This window comes from Ekhidna sp., assembly GCF_965221965.1.
Classification (GTDB): Bacteria; Bacteroidota; Bacteroidia; order Cytophagales; family Cyclobacteriaceae; genus Ekhidna.
This window is the reverse complement of the sequence record NZ_OZ244926.1, coordinates 61,966-80,222: the sequence shown is the minus strand read 5'-3', so window position 1 is coordinate 80,222 and position 18,257 is coordinate 61,966. Positions and strand designations below refer to the sequence as shown.

20 protein-coding genes are annotated in these 18,257 nt (G+C 40.6%); 7 read left to right on the top strand and 13 right to left on the bottom strand.

The features are described 5' to 3' along the window. Window positions 1-15: 15 nt before the first annotated feature. The 8 genes from cysD to ACOQON_RS00360 all read right to left on the bottom strand — a co-directional run bounded on the left by cysD (window position 16) and on the right by ACOQON_RS00360 (window position 7,262). On the bottom strand, window positions 16-921 hold the full coding sequence (gene cysD, locus ACOQON_RS00395) for a sulfate adenylyltransferase subunit CysD (RefSeq protein ID WP_420576948.1): 906 nt from the start codon (window positions 919-921) through the stop codon (window positions 16-18). Continuing rightward, the gene (gene cysC / locus ACOQON_RS00390; RefSeq protein WP_420576947.1) at window positions 918-1,520 is read right to left on the bottom strand and encodes an adenylyl-sulfate kinase; all 603 of its coding nucleotides are present in this window, start codon (window positions 1,518-1,520) and stop codon (window positions 918-920) included. The genes cysD and cysC overlap by 4 nt, the downstream gene beginning before the upstream one ends. Continuing rightward, window positions 1,507-2,760, bottom strand: a complete 1,254-nt coding sequence (locus ACOQON_RS00385; RefSeq protein ID WP_420576946.1) for a nucleotide sugar dehydrogenase — start codon at window positions 2,758-2,760, stop codon at window positions 1,507-1,509. The genes cysC and ACOQON_RS00385 overlap by 14 nt, the downstream gene beginning before the upstream one ends. Window positions 2,761-2,799: 39 nt before the next feature. Beyond that, on the bottom strand, window positions 2,800-3,744 hold the full coding sequence (locus tag ACOQON_RS00380) for a UDP-glucuronic acid decarboxylase family protein (protein ID WP_420576945.1): 945 nt from the start codon (window positions 3,742-3,744) through the stop codon (window positions 2,800-2,802). Then, window positions 3,744-4,295 carry a dTDP-4-dehydrorhamnose 3,5-epimerase gene (gene rfbC / locus ACOQON_RS00375; protein ID WP_420576944.1) on the bottom strand — a complete coding sequence of 184 codons (552 nt, stop codon included), beginning with the start codon at window positions 4,293-4,295 and terminating at the stop codon, window positions 3,744-3,746. Before rfbC ends, ACOQON_RS00380 begins: the two co-directional genes overlap by 1 nt. Beyond that, window positions 4,292-5,155, bottom strand: a complete 864-nt coding sequence (gene rfbA / locus ACOQON_RS00370) for a glucose-1-phosphate thymidylyltransferase RfbA (protein WP_420576943.1) — start codon at window positions 5,153-5,155, stop codon at window positions 4,292-4,294. The genes rfbC and rfbA overlap by 4 nt, the downstream gene beginning before the upstream one ends. A 95-nt stretch (window positions 5,156-5,250) precedes the next feature. Next, complete coding sequence (rfbB, locus tag ACOQON_RS00365) at window positions 5,251-6,300, bottom strand: dTDP-glucose 4,6-dehydratase (RefSeq protein WP_420578703.1); 1,050 nt, start codon at window positions 6,298-6,300, stop codon at window positions 5,251-5,253. Between the two features lie 5 nt (window positions 6,301-6,305). Next, window positions 6,306-7,262, bottom strand: a complete 957-nt coding sequence (locus ACOQON_RS00360) for an SDR family oxidoreductase (protein WP_420576942.1) — start codon at window positions 7,260-7,262, stop codon at window positions 6,306-6,308. A 118-nt stretch (window positions 7,263-7,380) separates the two neighbouring features. On the opposite strand from ACOQON_RS00360, the gene ACOQON_RS00355 reads away from it, so the two are divergent. From ACOQON_RS00355 to ACOQON_RS00325, 7 genes are read left to right on the top strand one after another with little or no spacing between them, the layout of a single operon-like run. Next, window positions 7,381-8,031, top strand: coding sequence for a heme exporter protein CcmB (locus ACOQON_RS00355; RefSeq protein ID WP_420576941.1), 651 nt, complete (start codon window positions 7,381-7,383; stop codon window positions 8,029-8,031). Then, window positions 8,031-8,705, top strand: a complete 675-nt coding sequence (ccsA, locus tag ACOQON_RS00350) for a cytochrome c biogenesis protein CcsA (protein ID WP_420576940.1) — start codon at window positions 8,031-8,033, stop codon at window positions 8,703-8,705. Before ACOQON_RS00355 ends, ccsA begins: the two co-directional genes overlap by 1 nt. After that, window positions 8,698-8,904, top strand: coding sequence for a CcmD family protein (locus ACOQON_RS00345; RefSeq protein WP_420576939.1), 207 nt, complete (start codon window positions 8,698-8,700; stop codon window positions 8,902-8,904). Before ccsA ends, ACOQON_RS00345 begins: the two co-directional genes overlap by 8 nt. Further along, window positions 8,901-9,308 (top strand): cytochrome c maturation protein CcmE, encoded by a 408-nt coding sequence (locus ACOQON_RS00340; protein ID WP_420576938.1) that lies wholly within the window; start codon window positions 8,901-8,903, stop codon window positions 9,306-9,308. The genes ACOQON_RS00345 and ACOQON_RS00340 overlap by 4 nt, the downstream gene beginning before the upstream one ends. 28 nt (window positions 9,309-9,336) lie before the next feature. Continuing rightward, window positions 9,337-11,820 (top strand): heme lyase CcmF/NrfE family subunit, encoded by a 2,484-nt coding sequence (locus ACOQON_RS00335; RefSeq protein ID WP_420576937.1) that lies wholly within the window; start codon window positions 9,337-9,339, stop codon window positions 11,818-11,820. 44 nt (window positions 11,821-11,864) lie between these two features. Continuing rightward, on the top strand, window positions 11,865-12,590 hold the full coding sequence (locus ACOQON_RS00330; RefSeq protein ID WP_420576936.1) for a Rossmann-like and DUF2520 domain-containing protein: 726 nt from the start codon (window positions 11,865-11,867) through the stop codon (window positions 12,588-12,590). Continuing rightward, window positions 12,587-13,438 (top strand): geranylgeranylglycerol-phosphate geranylgeranyltransferase, encoded by an 852-nt coding sequence (locus ACOQON_RS00325; protein ID WP_420576935.1) that lies wholly within the window; start codon window positions 12,587-12,589, stop codon window positions 13,436-13,438. Before ACOQON_RS00330 ends, ACOQON_RS00325 begins: the two co-directional genes overlap by 4 nt. Here ACOQON_RS00325 and ACOQON_RS00320 read toward each other — a convergent pair. From ACOQON_RS00320 to ACOQON_RS00300, 5 genes are all read right to left on the bottom strand, one after another. Next, window positions 13,435-13,947: a DUF456 domain-containing protein gene (locus ACOQON_RS00320; RefSeq protein WP_420576934.1), complete on the bottom strand. Its 513-nt coding sequence runs from the start codon at window positions 13,945-13,947 to the stop codon at window positions 13,435-13,437. The two genes, ACOQON_RS00325 and ACOQON_RS00320, sit on opposite strands and share 4 nt — an antisense overlap. Beyond that, a complete protein-coding gene (locus ACOQON_RS00315) occupies window positions 13,947-14,525 on the bottom strand; it encodes a GNAT family N-acetyltransferase (protein ID WP_420576933.1) in 579 nt (192 codons plus the stop codon). The genes ACOQON_RS00320 and ACOQON_RS00315 overlap by 1 nt, the downstream gene beginning before the upstream one ends. Then, entirely contained in the window at window positions 14,522-15,685 is a 1,164-nt protein-coding gene (locus ACOQON_RS00310; protein WP_420576932.1) for an AIR synthase related protein, read from the bottom strand. The genes ACOQON_RS00315 and ACOQON_RS00310 overlap by 4 nt, the downstream gene beginning before the upstream one ends. A gap of 30 nt (window positions 15,686-15,715) precedes the next feature. After that, window positions 15,716-17,695 carry an OmpA family protein gene (locus ACOQON_RS00305; RefSeq protein WP_420576931.1) on the bottom strand — a complete coding sequence of 660 codons (1,980 nt, stop codon included), beginning with the start codon at window positions 17,693-17,695 and terminating at the stop codon, window positions 15,716-15,718. Window positions 17,696-17,771: 76 nt separating this feature from the next. Beyond that, on the bottom strand, window positions 17,772-18,257 hold the full coding sequence (locus tag ACOQON_RS00300; RefSeq protein WP_420576930.1) for a hypothetical protein: 486 nt from the start codon (window positions 18,255-18,257) through the stop codon (window positions 17,772-17,774).

The window sequence follows — 18,257 nt, the reverse complement described above, 5'->3', positions numbered from 1 at the left end:
TTCTAAATGTAGTGATTAAAAATACCCCTCTTTCTTTCTGTCTTCCATTGCTGTCTCAGATCGCTTGTCATCTGCTCTATTTCCACGCTCAGTGTGTCTGGCTGCAGCAACCTCTTCAATGATTTTTTCGTAGGTGTCGGCATCAGACTCTACACCCCCGGTGATTGTTATATCACCTAAAGTTCTAAACCGAAGCTTTTTCTTAACAATTTCCTCTGAATCTTCTATCTGAATGAATTCAGATACAGGCAGCCAGGTATTATTTCTCCAAACTACTTCTCTATCATGCGCAAAATAAAGTGACGGTATATCAATATTCTCAGCCATGATGTATTGCCAAACATCCATCTCCGTCCAGTTGCTCAAAGGAAACACTCTGAAGTGCTCACCAAACTGATGTTTGCCATTGAATATATTCCATAGCTCAGGACGCTGGTTTTTTGGATCCCACTGGCCAAATTCATCCCTGTGAGAAAAAAAACGTTCCTTAGCTCTCGCTTTCTCTTCATCTCTCCGGGCTCCTCCTATACATGCATCAAATCCATATTCTTCTATGGTATCCAAAAGTGTAACTGTCTGAATTGCATTCCTGCTTGCATTTTTCCCCTTTTCCTCCGCTGCTCTACCATCATCAATTGATTTTTGGACAGATCCAACAACCAGTTTAGCACCTAATTCATTAATTAGGTTATCTCGAAACTCCATGGTTTCAGGGAAATTATGGCCGGTATCAATGTGTACCAAAGGAAATGGAATCTTTGCAGGATGAAATGCTTTTCTTGCAAGATGTGTCACACAAATTGAATCCTTCCCTCCTGAAAACAGGATTGCAGGTTTTTGAAATTGCGCGGCAACTTCCCGCAATATGTAAATAGATTCGGCTTCCAGCTCTTTTAAATGAGTCAGATTGTATTTGTTCATAACCTAAATTGTGGTTCTATTTTTTCTATTAATTGCTCTAAACACTTTTCTAATGAATCCTTTGCCGTACTAACCCTCACGTCAGGGTTATCTGGTTCCTCAAAAGGCGAGTCTATACCCGTAAAGTGTTTTATTTCACCTGCTCTTGCTTTTTTGTAAAGCCCTTTTACATCCCTCTGCTCGCATACCTCCAAAGGACAATCCACAAATATTTCGAGGAAGTTTTCTTCACCGACAACCTGTTTTGCTGCCTGACGATCCTCTTTAAATGGTGAAATAAATGCCGTCAGCACAATGACACCAGCATCTATAAAAAGATTTGCAACCTCCGCGATCCGACGGATATTCTCTTTCCGACTTTCATCAGAAAAATCCAGATCATTGTTTAAACCTGTTCTTATATTATCACCATCCAGAATGTATGTGCATAGGCCTTTATTGTGCAAATATGTCTCAAATCTTCCAGCCAAAGTAGATTTACCTGATCCCGAAAGCCCTGTGAACCATAAGACTTTGGCTTTATGACCATTCTTACGTTGGCGATCTTCCCGGCCTACGGCGTGTGAATGGGGGATGATATGTTTTCTAAAGTCTTCCATCAACAAGATTTTTTGGCAATACACTCTTTACATCATAGATGATTGATGTATTCTTTCTTATTTCGTCCCAGTTCATTGAAAGGAATTCTAAATGAGAAACGGCAAGTACAACTGCATCATACTGTCCTTCAAATCCAGAAGACAACACAATCCCATACTCCTCGACAACTTGGGATGCATCTGCTTGAGGATCGTATATGTCAACGGATATACCATATGACTTTAGCTCCTCATATACATCGATGACTCTTGTATTACGAGTATCCGGGCAATTTTCTTTGAAAGTAAACCCTAAGATCATGACACGTGCGCTTCTGCTAAGCTTTCCCTTTTGACCCAGCATTTTAATGACTTTTTGAGCGACATATTGTCCCATTTGGTCATTTATCTTTCTACCAGAAAGAATCACCTGAGGGTGATAACCAACTGACTCGGCTTTTTGCGTCAAATAAAATGGGTCCACACCTATACAGTGACCTCCAACCAGCCCCGGCGTAAATGGCAGGAAGTTCCATTTTGTTCCTGCAGCTTCTAATACTTCGGAAGTATCAATACTAAGTTTGTCGAAAATAATAGCTAGCTCATTAACAAAAGCAATATTGATATCCCTCTGTGAGTTTTCGATGACTTTAGCAGCCTCTGCCACTTTAATGGAAGAAGCCTTGTGGGTTCCAGCTTCAATTAATGTCTTGTAAAAAGTATCAACCTCATCAGCTGCCTCAGGTGTGCTTCCGCTGGTGACCTTCAATATATTAGTGATCCTGTGTTTCTTATCTCCCGGATTTATTCTCTCCGGAGAATAACCACAGAAGAAATCTTTATTGAATACCAAGCCACTTTCCTCTTCAATGATTGGCACACATACTTCTTCCGTACATCCAGGAAAAACTGTCGATTCAAACACCACAATGTCCCCACTTTTTAACAAGGATGCCACCAGCAGCGAGGCTTTTTTTAAGGGTCTCAAATCGGGGTTATTGTTTTCATCTACAGGAGTGGGTACCGTAATTATGAAAAAATTACAGGATCGTAAATCTTCAATATCAGAGGTGAAGCTAAGGTTTTGCACCTCACTTAATTCTCCATTTTCAACCTCAAAAGTCCGGTCATGACCAGAACAAAGCTCTTTTATTCTATTTTTATTTATGTCATAGCCCACAGTGGGGTAGTGCTTTCCACTTTCTACTGCAAGCGGAAGCCCGACATAACCAAGCCCTATGATACCAACGGAGTAACTCACTGAAAATCAGAATCAGGCCGCAAAAATAGGTGAAACCTTTCAGCCTAGTACCTTCTTCTGGAAATATTCTAATGTAGGCTTAAGTCCATCTGCTCTTGTGAATTTAGGCTCCCACCTCAAAATCTTCCTGGCTAGTGAGATATCAGGCTTACGTTGCTTGGGATCGTCCTTCGGCAAATCCTTATATATGATTTTGGATTTACTTCCGGTTAATCGAATGATTTCCTCGCCGAATTCTTTAATGGTTATTTCTTCGGGATTTCCAATATTTACCGGCTGTGCATAATCACTTTTTAGTAGTCGGTAAATCCCTTCGATAAGATCATCAACATATGTGAAAGAACGAGTCTGGGATCCATCACCAAAAGCGGTGAGATCCTCACCTTTTAGTGCTTGCGAAATAAATGTTGGTAAGACCCTTCCGTCATCGAGTCTCATCCGAGGACCAAACGTATTAAAAATCCGAACGATTCTGGTTTCTAAATTATGGAATGTATGGTAGGCCATTGTCAGTGCCTCCTGAAATCGTTTCGCCTCATCGTACACTCCCCTTGGTCCTACTGGATTTACATTTCCCCAGTACTCTTCGCTTTGAGGGTGAACGAGAGGGTCACCATATACTTCTGAGGTTGATGCAATGAGCATCCTTGCTCCTTTATCCTTTGCCAGGCCCAAGCAGTTGAGTGTTCCCAAAGAGCCTACTTTCATGGTTTGAATAGGCATTTTAAGATAGTCAATTGGACTCGCCGGGGAAGCAAAGTGCAGTATGTATTCCAGCTCACCAGGAACGTGGACGTATTTTGAGACATCATGATGATGAAACTCAAAATCCTCATTCCCAATCAGGTGTTCAATGTTTTCGATATCTCCTGTAAGAAGATTATCCATTGCCACAACATGGTAGCCTTCTTTTATGAATCGATCACACAGATGCGAACCCAAAAAACCTGCCCCACCAGTTATTAAAACTTTCTTTTTAGGCATTAAAAGTCAATTTTAGCATCTTTTAGTAAAGGTAAGTGTTTATCCTTTTCTGATAGAATCATCTCGCTTTCAGTCATTCCCCAACTAATGTTTAGATTCGGATCATTATAAATGATGCCTGCATCATGTTCTTTAGAGTATAGTTCATCCACCAAATACATTAGTTTCGCTGACTCGCTTAGTACTAAAAATCCGTGAGCCATTCCTTTAGGTATGAATAGCTGTTTTTTATTGTGAGCTGAGAGTCGAATCATGAAGTACTTACCATAGGTAGGTGACTTTGGGCGTAAATCAACCGCCACATCCAATAGCTCTCCATCAATACAGGAAATTAACTTAGCCTGCGCTTTCTCCTGAGTTTGGAAATGTAAGCCTCTCAAAACTCCTTTAGTTGATCTCGAGTGATTAATTTGTTTTACCTCAAAATCAAATCCAGTGGAACTCTTAAATCTCTTTGAATTAAAGCCCTCAAAGAAGTACCCCCTTTCATCTTCAAAAACATTGGGCTCAAGTACCCAACAGTCTTTTAACTCCGTCTCCTCTGCTTTCATTTGTTAAGTAAGTTAAGTAAGTATAATCCATATCCACTTTTCTCCAGTGGCTTTGCAAGCTTTTCTAATTGCTCAGAAGATATGTACCCCATTTTATATGCAACCTCTTCAATACAACCGACTTTCAATCCCTGCCTTTCTTCAATAACCTCTACAAAATTCCCAGCTTGCATCAAGGATGCAAACGTTCCTGTATCTAACCAGGCTGTTCCCCTGTCAAAAACCTGAACATTTAATTTATTCGCTTGTAAATAGTGGTTGTTTATATCTGTAATTTCAAGTTCTCCTCTTGGACTGGGCTTTACGTTCCTGGCTATTTCCACTACTTCATTATCATAATAGTAGAGACCGGGAACCGCATAATTTGATTTGGGCTGAACCGGTTTTTCTTCAATTGAAATTGCCTTGTTTTGATTATCAAATTCAACCACCCCGTATCGTTCCGGATCGTTTACATGATAAGCAAATACGATTCCACCGTCTGGGTTTATGCAAGCTTGCAATTTTTTGGACAGGCCAGAAGCATAAAATATATTGTCTCCAAGTATCAAAGCAGCACTATCGTTTCCAATAAAATCTGCACCAATAATAAATGCTTCAGCTAGTCCTCTTGGCTCATCTTGCACAGCATATGAAAAAGAGCATCCTAAAGAAGAGCCATCACCTAACAAGTTTTTGAAGATTGGTAAATCCCTGGGGGTACTGATTATGAGGACCTCATTTATCCCAGACAACATTAATGTTGAAAGTGGATAATAAATCATGGGCTTATCGTATACTGGAAGAATCTGTTTGCTTACCGAATATGTCAATGGGTGTAATCGGGTTCCCGAACCTCCAGCTAGTATTATTCCTTTCATGTATTTGATCTATTTAATAAATGGCAAACATAGAATTCTCCATGCTCATTATTCATCTATCCGATGTTTGATGGCGTGCATGCTCATCACAACCTTCACCTATTTGAATAGTGCTCATCGTAATATTTAAGATAATCACCTGACGTCACGTCATTTAACCACTTCTCATTGTTGAAATACCAATCTACTGTCTTTTCTAATCCTTCTTCAAACTGCAATGACGGCTCCCAACCAAGCTCTTGGTTAAGTTTAGATGCATCGATTGCATATCTCATATCATGTCCCGCCCGATCTTTAACTAAGGTGATCAATTCTCGAGAAGTGCCTTTTTTGTTACCAAGTTTACGATCCATTACATCACAAAGCAGATTCACCAGATCTATGTTTTTCCATTCATTGAAACCTCCAATATTGTAAGTTTCTCCGCTTTTACCTTTTTCATAGATAAGTTCTATGGCTCTTGCATGATCCTCAACAAAGAGCCAATCTCTAATATTCTCCCCTTTCCCATAAACCGGAAGTGGTTTCTTATTCCTGATGTTATGAATCATCAGTGGAATTAGTTTCTCTGGAAAATGATTGGGCCCATAATTATTAGAACAATTCGAAACCACATAAGGCAGACCATAAGTATTTCCATAGGCCCTAACAAAATGATCAGAAGAAGCCTTCGAGGCTGAGTATGGGGATTTTGGATCATAAGAAGTAGATTCTACAAAAAAACCTTCCTCGCCAAGCGAACCATAAACCTCATCTGTGGAGACATGATAGAACCTTCGATTCTCCTTTCCTGCCCATGATTCTTTCGCTGCATTGAGAAGACTTACTGTACCTACAACGTTCGTTTGGATAAATTCCATCGGATTGGAGATGGAGCGATCTACGTGAGATTCAGCAGCGAGGTGAATAACTCCCTTAAAATCATAATCATTGAAAAGCTCACTTATAAAATCAAAATCGCATATGTCTCCTTTTATGAATTCATAATTTGATTCCTTTTCTATATCCCGAAGATTTTCAAGATTTCCAGCATAAGTGAGCTTATCCAGATTGACCACATGATATTTTCCGGATTTCACGAATCTTCTCACTACGTGTGAACCTATAAAGCCTGCACCACCCGTTATTAATATTTTTTGGTTTATAAATGTCACTTTACTCTTGCTTCATTGTTTTTATACCATTCAATTGTGTGCTCTAAGCCCTCCTTTATGTAGTATTCTGGAGTGTAACTGAGTGCCTCTTTTGCTTTTGAAATATCTGCTAAACTATGTTTGATATCCCCTTCTCTATTGTTCGCAAAAATAGGTTCTAAATCTTGCCTCACAATTTCATTTATGTACCGGACCAGTTCTCTTAGCGTGGTTTGCTCTCCACATGCTACATTGTAGACAGTGTTATAATTATTTAAAGGAGCTTCCAAAGCCAGAATATTAGCTAAAACAGCATTAGTCACAAACGTAAAATCTCTACTATAACTTCCATCTCCGTTTATAGTCGGACGTTGGTTTGAAAGTATTGCGCTGATGAATAAAGGAATGACTGCAGCATAAGGGCCATTGGGGTCTTGTTTGGGACCAAATACATTGAAATATCTAAGCCCAATGCTATTGAGTCCGTATACTCTTTGAAAAACATCGGCATATAGCTCGTTTACTAACTTCGTTACAGCATAAGGCGAAAGTGGCTTTCCTATCTCACTCTCTTTTTTTGGCAATTTCTTTGAATCACCATAAGTGGAGGAGGAAGCGGCATAAACAACTCGTTCCACTTTATTATCCACACATGCTTTAAATACATTTAGAGTGCCTTCAATATTTACTCTGTTCGATGTAATAGGGTCTTTTATGGAGCGTGGAACCGAACCGAGAGCCGCTTGGTGTGAAACTGCATAAATTCCTTCTGTCAATTTTGACACTAGGTTAAAATCCAAAATATCTCCCAATACAAACTCAAAATTCTTGTCCCCTTCAAAGTCTTTAATGTTATTCACCGATCCGGTTGCAAGATTATCCAGGCAAACAACTCGATAGCCACGATCAAGCAAAGATTCGATCAAATTAGAACCGATAAACCCGGCACCACCAGTTACAAGAATTTTTTTCATCGTTTAGAAGCAAATGTCGAGATTTCAACAAAACGCCATATTCAAAGATTTTATGCAATGCTAAAGGGAATGCTAAGTATTTGCAAGGAGTGCGGAAGTTTGAATCTATCTTTGCGATGTGCGACGTGTTATGGCCCTTATTAAGAAAGACTTCTTCGTTGACTGGAGACAGCAAAATCCCATTTCAGGAATTCTTTTGTATTTAGCCTCTACCATTTTTGCCACATACATGGCTTTTAAAGGTTTTGTGTCCATGGAAGTATGGAATGCCTTATTCTGGATTATCCTTCTTTTTACAGCTATTAACGCCATCTCCAAAAGCTTCATTCAGGAAGAACGCCGAACACACTACTATTTTTTTCTTTGTCGTCCTGCTGAAATCATCCAGGCCAAACTCATTTACTCTTTTCTTTATCTGACAGGCATTGCTTTCATTTCACTGATTATCTATGTTGTGCTCATGGGCAATCCCATCATCAACTATCCCTTGTTTATCCTCAACTTATTTTTAGGCTGCCTCGGGTTAAGTTCGGCATTCACCATGGTTTCATCCATTGCCTTTCGATCTACCAACCGCTCAATTATGATGGCGGTCTTAGGATTTCCGGTTATAATTCCGGTATTGATCTTAGCCATTAGCAACAGCTTCAAAATACTTGATAGCTACGTTTTTACGCAGATTCAAGGTAATATTATCACCCTGTTCTCAGTCGATGTGATTATCATTGCGCTCACATTCGTTTTGTTCCCTTTTACCTGGAAATCGTGATGGGTTATTTACTAAAAACAGATTGGTGGAAATGGTTATGTGCGGTTCTTTTAACCTATACAGTAGTTGCGGGATTACTCTTTCCTGTCCCCAAACTTCCCATCTTAAACGAAACCATTCGAGCACTTCATTTTCATGTCCCGATGTGGTTTGGGATGATCTTGCTTTTCCTTGGTTCTGTTATTCACGCAATCAGATATTTAAGAACTGGTAAAAACCAATATGATATTTATAGTTTCCAGCTAGCTAATATGGGTATTGCTTTTGGCGTATTAGGCATTGTCACCGGAATGATTTGGGCAAACTTTACCTGGGGTGAGCCATGGAGCAACGACCCCAAGCAAAATGCATCGGCCATCTCACTTCTAATCTATCTGGCTTATTTCGTGCTTAGGGGATCCATTCAGGATGAACAGCAACGAAATAGAATATCAGCTGTGTTCAACATTTTTGCCTTTTTTCTCATGATCCCACTGCTTTTCATTCTACCCAGAATGTCTGACAGTCTGCATCCCGGAAATGGAGGCAATCCCGGGTTCAATGCTTACGACCTGGATAGTAATTTGAGGAAGGTATTCTATCTGGCAGTCATTGGTTGGTCTCTTCTGGGGTACTGGCTTGCGACCATAGCTATACGACTATCACTCACAAAACAAAAACTGGAAGATGCTTAGATATATTTTAGGAATATTGATGCTCGTCGGAACTCAATTTGCCCATGCTCAGGTTGAAATGGCAGATGATTTTCGTGATGAAGGAAAAATCTATGTGGTGATCGCTATTATCCTGATCATATTAGCTGGATTTTTCTTTTTGCTGTTTAAACTGGACAAGCGATCAAAGCGTTTAGAAAAGGAAATAGAGGAGAAATGAAGAAGAAATACATAGTAGCAATAATCATCATTGCAGTAGCGATCACGATGATCATTTCCATGGCGGGAGATGCGAGCACATATGTCTCTTTTAAAGAAGCAAAAGAGCTATCCGAAAAGGGCTTTAAAAAAAGCATCCATGTCGTAGGTGAATTGCCTAAAACTGCATCAGGAGATGTAGTAGGAATTGAAGAAAGTCCGGATAAGCTTTCATTCAAATTTGACATGATAGATGAAAATGGATCTCGTCAGCAAGTACTGTATGCTGAACCTATACCGACGGACTTTACCCGCTCTGAACAGGTGGTGATCGTGGGAGCATATCAGGGAGATAAATTCGTTGCGGAGAAAATCTTACTTAAGTGCCCTTCTAAATACCAGGAAGAACCAGAATTTACCAGCTAAAATCAATGGCTAAAATCTAAGCCTGCTTATGATACATTATTTCGAGGGACAATTGGGTCATGCGTTTGTCATCATTGCATTCGTTACGAGCATGCTTTCAGCATATGCCTACTTCAAGGGAAGAAATCAGGATGCACAATGGACTTCATTTGGGTCCAAAGTATTTTATGCTCACGCCATTGCAATCCTTGGAATAATCGGAACACTGTTTTATCTGATCACCAACCATTACTTTGAGTATCACTACGTTTTTAGTCACAGTTCCAAGCTCCTTCCGGTCTATTATCAAATCTCCTGTTTCTGGGAAGGACAAGAAGGTTCATTTTTACTCTGGATGTTCTGGAATGCAGTCCTGGGAGTTGTATTAATCAATACCAACAAGTTCTGGAAAGCTCCAGTGATGCTCATCATGTCACTTACACAGGTATTCCTTGCTTCGATGATTTTAGGAGTGGTAATTTTTGATATGAAGCTGGGCAGCTCCCCATTCATGCTGCTTCGTGATGTAATAGATGCACCTATTTTCAAAACCAATCCAAATTTTATCCCTGAAGATGGAAACGGGTTAAATCCACTCCTTCAAAACTACTGGATGGTCATTCACCCTCCTACCTTGTTCCTCGGATTTGCAACCACCGTCATTCCATTTGCTTATTGCATTGGTGGGTTGATCATTGGAAAAAACAAAGAATGGATTCGTCCCGCACTACCATGGGCTCAGTTCTCAGCAATGATCCTTGGAGTGGGTATTTTAATGGGCGCCTATTGGGCCTACGAAACACTAAATTTTGGAGGTTATTGGAACTGGGATCCGGTAGAAAATGCCATCTATATTCCATGGCTTGTATTGGTTGGATCGATCCATGTCATGATCGCCTACAAAAAAAGTGGATCTGCCCTCAAACTTTCTATGATACTTGTCGTGGCTAGTTTTCTTTTAGTTCTGTATGCCACATTCCTTACCAGAAGTGGGATCCTTGGAAATTCATCGGTGCACTCGTTTACGGATTTAGGCCTATCCGGCCAGCTTTTAGTCTACTTATTAGCATTTCTAACCTTGTCTATTTTCTTCATTGCCAAAAGATGGAAAGAAGTTCCAAGCACTAAAGAAGAGACATCTACATATTCCAGAGAGTTCTGGATTTTTATGGGGGCAGCCATTCTGTGTCTAATGGCATTTCAAGTGTTGGTTTACACTTCCATGCCTGTTTACAACAAGATTGCCGGATCGCTTGGTTTTGATTTGAATCTTGCCCCACCAACCGACATCTATGATGCGTACTCACTGCCACAAATGATACTGGCCATTTTCCTTGCCATTCTTTCCGGTACCGGGCAATTCTTTTGGTGGAAGAAGATGGATCGCCAAAAGCTGAAAGCTGAACTAACAACCCCATTTCTCATCTCTTTGATTATTTCAGGGTTGGTGATTGTGCTGGGTAGAATCACAAATCCTTACTACCTGATACTTTTGATAGCAAGTGTTTATTCCATCGTTGCAAATGCAAAGATTTTCATTGGAGTAGCCAAGTCAAACATCAAGCTCTCAGGTGGAGCTATCACGCATATAGGCATTGCACTGATGTTGATAGGCATTCTATTTTCTAGCGGATATTCAACTATTCTTTCCACAAACTATACCTCTATGGTCTGGAGCACGGAGTTCCCTGAAGAGGTGAATAGAGATAACCTGCTCCTTTTCATCAACGAGCCGCGGCAAATGAAGGAATACTCAATGATTTACAGAGGAATTCGAAAAATGACACGTGAGGAGGGGTACGTGGATGAAAGTGAATTAGCGCTTACGCCAGATCCCCTTAAAGTCACAAGGAAGGGCGATACATTGACGTTGATAAACCCTGAAAACAGCTATTTTGAGGTCGAATATCATAAGGAAGGAGAAAAACAATTCACACTCTTTCCGAGGGTACAAATCAATGAGACGATGGACATGATCGTCTATTCTCCAGATATCAAAAGGAACTTAAGTGCTGACATGTACACACACGTCCGCACATTTCCTGATCCAGAACAGGAGCCGGATTGGAGTGATCCAAAAGAAGTAAAAGTTGAAATAGGAGACCAGTTTTTTATCAATGACTATGTAGCCACACTCACACGAATGGAGCCAATCTCTGAAATTGATGGTACTCCTCTATCCAGTGGAGATGTAGCGGTAAAAGCAGTCATAGAGGTTCAGGGTGAGTATAAAACGTATGCTTCCGAGCCTGTTTTTGTCATTCGCGATCGAGAATATATTGGTAGAATTGATGATCAGGTTAATGACCTGGCTTTTAGAATCTCAATACAAAATATTGTTCCTCAAGAAAACGCAGTAGTTCTGGCCTACCAAACCACCCAAAAAGACTGGATCATTATGGAGGCTGTGAAAAAACCGTGGATCAACTTATTATGGCTGGGCACCTTCCTATTGGTCATTGGCTTTGTAGTGGCGATCAATCGTCGTTATATCGAGTTTATAAAAATGCGTGACAAGGGAGTAGAGGTATAAAGTCCATGTTAGGGTTATAAATCCATCAGCATTAAATTTACTCAATGAGCAAAGTAGCAATCATTGGGTATGGGAATGTCGGCTATCACCTGGCCAACAGAATTTCCTCCAAAAGACATGAGGTAACCATATTTTCACGAACGCCAACTGAGGACTTCATCTTGTCAATGGATCAGTTGGATCCGGATGCATTTGATTTCATAATTTTGACCGTGCCGGACGACAAAATCAAAGAAGTATCTGATAGTCTGACTGCTTCTGAAGCCATCATTCTTCACACCTCAGGTGCCAATGCAATATCAGACCTGAATAAGCATGAAAAGCATGGTGTCATGTATCCACTTCAGACTTTCAGCAAAACCAAGGAAGTAGACTTTAATGTGATACCCATTTTTGTGGAAGGATCTGATGAGGGGGAAAAAGAAATTTTCACTTTCGTGAGAAGCTTTAGTAATGATGTAAGGTTAATGACGTCATTGAATCGTTCCAAACTTCACCTAGCGGCCGTTTTTGCATGCAATTTCAGCAATCATATGTTTCATTTATCAGAGAAACTGCTTGCGGACTTGGATATGAGGTTCCAGGATATACAACCTCTGGTGGAAGAAACCTTTCGGAAAGCCATTGAACTAAATCCCTCCAAATCGCAAACAGGTCCTGCAATACGTGACGATGAAGAGACTATTGGCAGACATATGGGAATGCTGAAAGACGAACAAATGAAAAACCTGTATCGAATGATCTCAGAAAGTATTCGCCAGCACCAGTGAAAATTCCCACTAACGACGCTACCGGATTTTTGATCGCCAGTAGAATTCCAAACCTGATCATTATCGGATTGACACAATTCATTACCGCTTACTTTCTTTTGGACATGCCGTTGTGGATGCTGATGAAAGCCAGGTTTATTTTATTCATTCTAAGTACTGGAATGATTGGGGCTGCAGGATATATCATCAATGACTACTTTGATCAAAAGATCGATATGGTGAATCGACCAGGGAAGGTGATCATTGGCACAACGTTGGGGCGAAGACTTGCACTGTTGTTTCATATTGTGCTTACCTTATCTGGGATTGGTGTTGGCTTTTTTGTGGATCCCTTTATAGGTGCTATACATATTTTTTCAGCCGGAGCGCTCTGGACATACAGTGCCGTTTTGAAGCGATGGATTTTATTGGGCACGCTCACCATTGCTTTCCTCACAAGCCTGACATTGCTTCTTGTGATGATCTATTTCAGAGAGTTTAGTTTACTCGTAGTGGCTTATTCTTTGTTTGGTTGTGTAACCATATTTATCCGTGAAAACATCAAAGACATTATCAGTGCGAAAGGTGAGGGGCAGTTTGGCTTTCAATCTGTCCCCATTGTTTGGGGAATCAGGGGTGCAAAGACGGTTATTTATCTGGCAGGAATTGCAGGTGTTGGTATGCTTACCTTTTATTTATGGTCGATCCCCAACTGGAGCGTTCGGTACTTTTTTTTTAGCGTACTGATTTTCGTTTTCTGGATGGCTTATAAACTTGCTAAAGCAGATAAAATGCGAGATTTTATAAACTTAAAGAGGTATATAGATGTGATTATCGTAGCTGGCTTATTGAGTGTAGTACTGGTCTAAAACATTTCCATTAATGCATTCACTGTAAATCCTCCCACCTTCCACGCGATCACACCACCCAAAATAATTGAATAGAGAAGTTTTAGGGCCGTGGCTACAATAAAACCAAGGAATGAGCCAAATCCTGATTTAAATGCCGACTTAATTCTGTTTCCGCCATAAAGATCACCAATAATTGCTCCTAATAATGGACCTAAAATGATTCCAAATGGAATGGGTAATAGGATACCTGCCACCATTCCAATCATCCCACCAATCACACCGGCTTTTGTTCCACCAAAACGTTTGGTTGCGGCAACTGGTAATATATAGTCAGCCACCAGGATTATAATTCCGATTATCGCCCATATCACAAATGAGGTGATACTAAACTGAGTATCGTTAGAAACAGCGTGCGTACAGATCATAGCACCATATGTGAGCAAGGGCCCGGGTAAAGGAGGAAGAATAGAAAAAATTATTCCGCCTGCAATTAGTAGAATGGATAGGATAATTAGAAATGCTTCCATTAAAACTCTTTAAAGACCGTTTTACGAATGTCCGGCCATTCGGATTTCAATATGCTGTAAACCACTGTATTTCTTCTTCGTCCACCTTGTGTAGAGCGATGGTTGCGCAACGTGCCGTCATGCTTTGCACCAATTTTTTCCATGGCCTTTCTTGACCTGATGTTTTCCTCATCTGTTCTTAACTCCAGACGCTCGATACCCATTGCATTAAATGCATGACTAAGCATTAAGTATTTCATATGCTTGTTGATTCCTGAACCAATAAACTCTTTACCTAACCAAGTCCATCCGATCTCAATTCCTTTCTCCGTCCAATCGATATGGCCATAGCTTGAAGAACCAATAATTTCTCCGGTTTCGTTCAGCTGAACAGCATAAGACATCTTTTCTCCACGCTGAGATTCTTCCAGCCGTTTAGTCATCCACGATTCCAGTCCATCGGGATCTGTAAGGTCTTCTGTGTACCATGTCCAGATGTCTGGGTCACCACTTAGCCGCCGCATTTCCTGAATATGGTCAGCTGTGAGCGGAAGTAGCGTGATTTTATCATCACCTAACTCGGAATAATATGCTTTCATTCGTAGTTAAAAATGCCGTGCTCAGATTGAATAATTAGCTCTTTCTTATCAGAAGGCTCTACTCGCCCGATTACTTGTGCTTCCACATTAAAAGAACGTGCTATTTCCACAATTTCATCTGCTGACTCCTCTGGTGCATAAATCTCCATTCGATGACCCATATTGAACACCTTATACATCTCTCTCCAGTCTGTGCCACTTTCCTCATGGATCATTTGAAATAAAGGAGGGATCGGAAGCATATTATCCTTTACAATTCGAAGGTTGTCAATAAAATGAAGGATTTTCGTCTGGGCTCCTCCGCTACAGTGAATCATGCCGTGAATTTCAGATCGCATTTCTCTAAGGACTGACTGAATAATTGGACCGTATGTTCTGGTTGGAGAAAGTACCAGTTTCCCTGCATCCAAAGGAGATCCTTCTACCGAATCTGTTAGTTTTTTTGACCCGCTATAAACCAAGTCTTTAGGCACCCCGTGATCGTAAGATTCGGGATATTTATCAGCATAAATCTTATCAAAAACATCATGACGAGCGGAAGTCAACCCATTACTACCCATACCTCCGTTGTACTCTTTTTCATAGGAAGCCTGACCATAGGAAGCAATACCGATGATGAAATCTCCAGCCCGAATGTTCTCATTGTTGATCACATCCATTCGCTTCATTCGTGCGGTCACCGTACTGTCTACAATGATCGTCTTAACCAAATCGCCTACATCTGCCGTCTCTCCTCCTGTAGATTTGATATTGATGCCATTATCCCGTAGCATCTGAAGTATTTCCTCCGTTCCATTAATGATTTCAGCGATTACTTCGCCCGGAATCAGGTTCTTGTTGCGGCCGATAGTCGAAGAGAGGAGAATATTATCGGTACTGCCTACACACAGCAGATCGTCTACATTCATAATAATGGCATCCTGAGCAATACCTTTCCAGACGCTTAGATCACCCGTTTCTTTCCAGTAGAGATATGCCAATGAAGATTTAGTCCCGGCCCCATCTGCATGCATGATCGTGCAGTATTCAGGATCACCGGAGATATCTTCTACGATTTTACAAAAAGCCTTCGGAAAAAGTCCTTTGTCAATATTTTTGATTGCTGAGTGAACGTCCTCTTTGTCTGCTGAAACGCCTCGTTGTGCGTACCGATCAGTCATACTCCTTTTTTTATTTGCAAAGAAAAGTGTTTATCCGTTTCCATCGCCCGAATCCTTAAAGAATCGATCATATTCGTCTACAGGCTCGTCAGGTGGTAGATCATCGTCTCGATCCCGCGGATTGTAGCGGAGCACTTTAAACTCTGTACGTCGATTTTTTTGATGCTGCTCCTCCGTTTGTGCATTTTTTATAATCAACTTGGTCTCTCCATATCCTTTCGCTACGATTCTGTCTGACTCTATTCCTTCGTTGATAATATAGCTAACCGCAGACTGTGCTCTTCGCTGAGATAGTTTCATGTTGTAATCGTCATCAGCTCTACTATCTGTATGCGATCCAAGCTCAATGTAGATTTCCGGATTATCATTCATGATTTGAACAAGACTATCCAAAACTAATGCTGCATCAGGCCTGATATTAGCTTTATCCAGATCATAGTAGATGTTTTCCAGCACGATGGCTTTTTCCAATACAATTGGGTCCATCATGATTTTAGTCTCAAAATTTATATCGGTGATAAATTCAGTAAGTGTTGTTTTATCCACCGTCTTTCCAATAGTGGTAAAGTCTTTTCTTACTGTGAAATAGTCTGTTTTTTCACTTATCAGATCATAGTGTTCTTCTGGATACACTCTGAACTTGAATTGTCCATCAGCACCTGTAAATGAAGCATCCAAAACATCACCATTATCTGCCGTGAGGGATACTTTAGTATTTGGTAAAATGATTTCTTGTCCAGCGTCATCTTTTGTGACTGTAACGCCAGTAAGAAAGTAGTTTACAATTTTAAGGTCCGGATCATCATTTACATAAGTGTAGATATCGTCATCTCCTTTTCCTCCTCTTCTATTAGAAGTGAAAAAGCCTTTTTGGAGGTCAAATTGGTATAAACCGAAATCATCAGCAGAAGAATTCATTGGTTTTCCCAGATTATTGATTGAGATCGTCCCTCCCTCGCGAACTGCCCGAAACATATCCAGTTTTCCAAAACCCGGATGACCATCCGAGGAAAAATATAGACTGCCATCTTCACTAACGTATGGAAACATTTCATCACCTGCTGTATTGATCTCAGGCCCCAGGTTTCTCACATCTACCCACCGGCCTCTACGATTTACTTTAGCTTGATACAAGTCCGCACCGCCATATCCACCTTCTCTGGTTGAAGAAAAGTACAAGGTTGTTCCATCTGGCGAAAATGCAGGAGTGGAATCCCATGCCTCAGCTATGTTGATGGAAAGCGGGACAGGCTCAGACCAACGACCATTTCTGTATCTGGTAAAAAATAAGTTTACCTCACTATAGCCTTTTGCCTTTCCGTCATTCCCCTTGGCAAATATCATGGAAGTGCCATCCGGAGAGATAGCGACTGACCCCTCATTTGTATCTACATGATTGATGATTGGATCAAGTGAATTTAGTGTTGTCAGGTTTACATTCGCTCCTCGGGTAGCTACACGATAAATGTCCGTAAACGGAGTACCCGTGGTTCGGTAAATTTTCCCTCCTTCCCGATTGGATGTGAAATAGAGATAATTGTTGCTATAAACCGGTGAATATTCTGCCTTGTCGGTATTAATATCTTCCAGGTTCTTCACCCGATAATAACTTTCATCCTCCTCCAGTTCATCAATTTTCCGAAGGTTTTGAAGCTCCTTTTCCGCAAGCTTTTTCGTCTTTTCATCTCTGGCTCTTGGAAGGTAATTATTAAGAATGCGTTCTGCCTCAGCGTAATTTTGTTCCACTTTAAGGCCTTGTGCTAAATAAAGATTGGCTTCCTCAGGTGCACCTCCATCCTTGATGGCGGCTTCATAGAATGGGATAGACTCTACTATTCGATTGGATTTACGATAGGCATCACCAACCATGACGTTCTCTTCTACTGAATTTCTCTCTGGTGAGTCCCCCAGTTTGGCTATCACTGCGTCAAATTCAGCATTATTCATACTTTTTTCAAGCGAACAGCCAAACATGAAAAGTGATATGAGTACGTATTGAATGAATCGCATATAGGAATAACGAAATTCTTGTTCAGATGATTTTCCGAAATTAGCTAAACCTGAAACAAGAAACGAACCAAAAGCCCTACTTAAAGTACCTTTTTACCCATGTCTTACTACTTTCTTTCAGCCAACCAGATCGAAATTGCGCTACGTTTTGCACAGTATTGTCAAAAACAAGTGTGTTTGGTGTGATCGCTTTTTCTTCCACATGTGATCTAAGTTGATTGAATGCATAGAGATTGATTTGATCATCCTGCAAAAAAGCAACTTGACTGGTGGTCATGAAAGAAACCTCCAGTTCATTCTCCAATGCTTTAATTAAATGGACAGACGCATCAATACTGCAGCCACTGGCCTGACTGAATGACTCATCAACAGATATAATTAAAAACTGATCATACTCAATAGAAAAGGAAGCTTTCAGGTCCTGACCGTGGGCCTGCCATTGATTTAAAAAAGCTTTGGTGTTTTCCTCGACAAATCGAAGCTCTTCCCGTTTTAGTTTTCGCTCAGCCTGGTAGATCCAAAGGCGAGCGTTTTCAGGCATTTGTTCAAATGGAATCAACAT

What these genes read in the sequence shown, in the direction of transcription:
- ACOQON_RS00340 (WP_420576938.1), top strand. Translation starts at nt 8,901, where the DNA reads ATGAAGAAGAAATACATAGTAGCAATAATCATCATTGCAGTAGCGATC.
- rfbC (WP_420576944.1), bottom strand. Translation starts at nt 4,295, where the DNA reads ATGAAAGCAGAGGAGACGGAGTTAAAAGACTGTTGGGTACTTGAGCCC.
- ACOQON_RS00380 (WP_420576945.1), bottom strand. Translation starts at nt 3,744, where the DNA reads ATGCCTAAAAAGAAAGTTTTAATAACTGGTGGGGCAGGTTTTTTGGGT.
- cysD (WP_420576948.1), bottom strand. Translation starts at nt 921, where the DNA reads ATGAACAAATACAATCTGACTCATTTAAAAGAGCTGGAAGCCGAATCT.
- ACOQON_RS00315 (WP_420576933.1), bottom strand. Translation starts at nt 14,525, where the DNA reads ATGAAAGCATATTATTCCGAGTTAGGTGATGATAAAATCACGCTACTT.
- ACOQON_RS00360 (WP_420576942.1), bottom strand. Translation starts at nt 7,262, where the DNA reads ATGAAAAAAATTCTTGTAACTGGTGGTGCCGGGTTTATCGGTTCTAAT.
- cysC (WP_420576947.1), bottom strand. Translation starts at nt 1,520, where the DNA reads ATGGAAGACTTTAGAAAACATATCATCCCCCATTCACACGCCGTAGGC.
- ACOQON_RS00320 (WP_420576934.1), bottom strand. Translation starts at nt 13,947, where the DNA reads ATGGAAGCATTTCTAATTATCCTATCCATTCTACTAATTGCAGGCGGA.
- ACOQON_RS00310 (WP_420576932.1), bottom strand. Translation starts at nt 15,685, where the DNA reads ATGACTGATCGGTACGCACAACGAGGCGTTTCAGCAGACAAAGAGGAC.
- ACOQON_RS00335 (WP_420576937.1), top strand. Translation starts at nt 9,337, where the DNA reads ATGATACATTATTTCGAGGGACAATTGGGTCATGCGTTTGTCATCATT.
- ACOQON_RS00330 (WP_420576936.1), top strand. Translation starts at nt 11,865, where the DNA reads ATGAGCAAAGTAGCAATCATTGGGTATGGGAATGTCGGCTATCACCTG.
- ACOQON_RS00300 (WP_420576930.1), bottom strand. Translation starts at nt 18,257, where the DNA reads ATGTTGATTCCATTTGAACAAATGCCTGAAAACGCTCGCCTTTGGATC.
- ccsA (WP_420576940.1), top strand. Translation starts at nt 8,031, where the DNA reads ATGGGTTATTTACTAAAAACAGATTGGTGGAAATGGTTATGTGCGGTT.
- rfbA (WP_420576943.1), bottom strand. Translation starts at nt 5,155, where the DNA reads ATGAAAGGAATAATACTAGCTGGAGGTTCGGGAACCCGATTACACCCA.
- ACOQON_RS00305 (WP_420576931.1), bottom strand. Translation starts at nt 17,695, where the DNA reads ATGCGATTCATTCAATACGTACTCATATCACTTTTCATGTTTGGCTGT.
- ACOQON_RS00345 (WP_420576939.1), top strand. Translation starts at nt 8,698, where the DNA reads ATGCTTAGATATATTTTAGGAATATTGATGCTCGTCGGAACTCAATTT.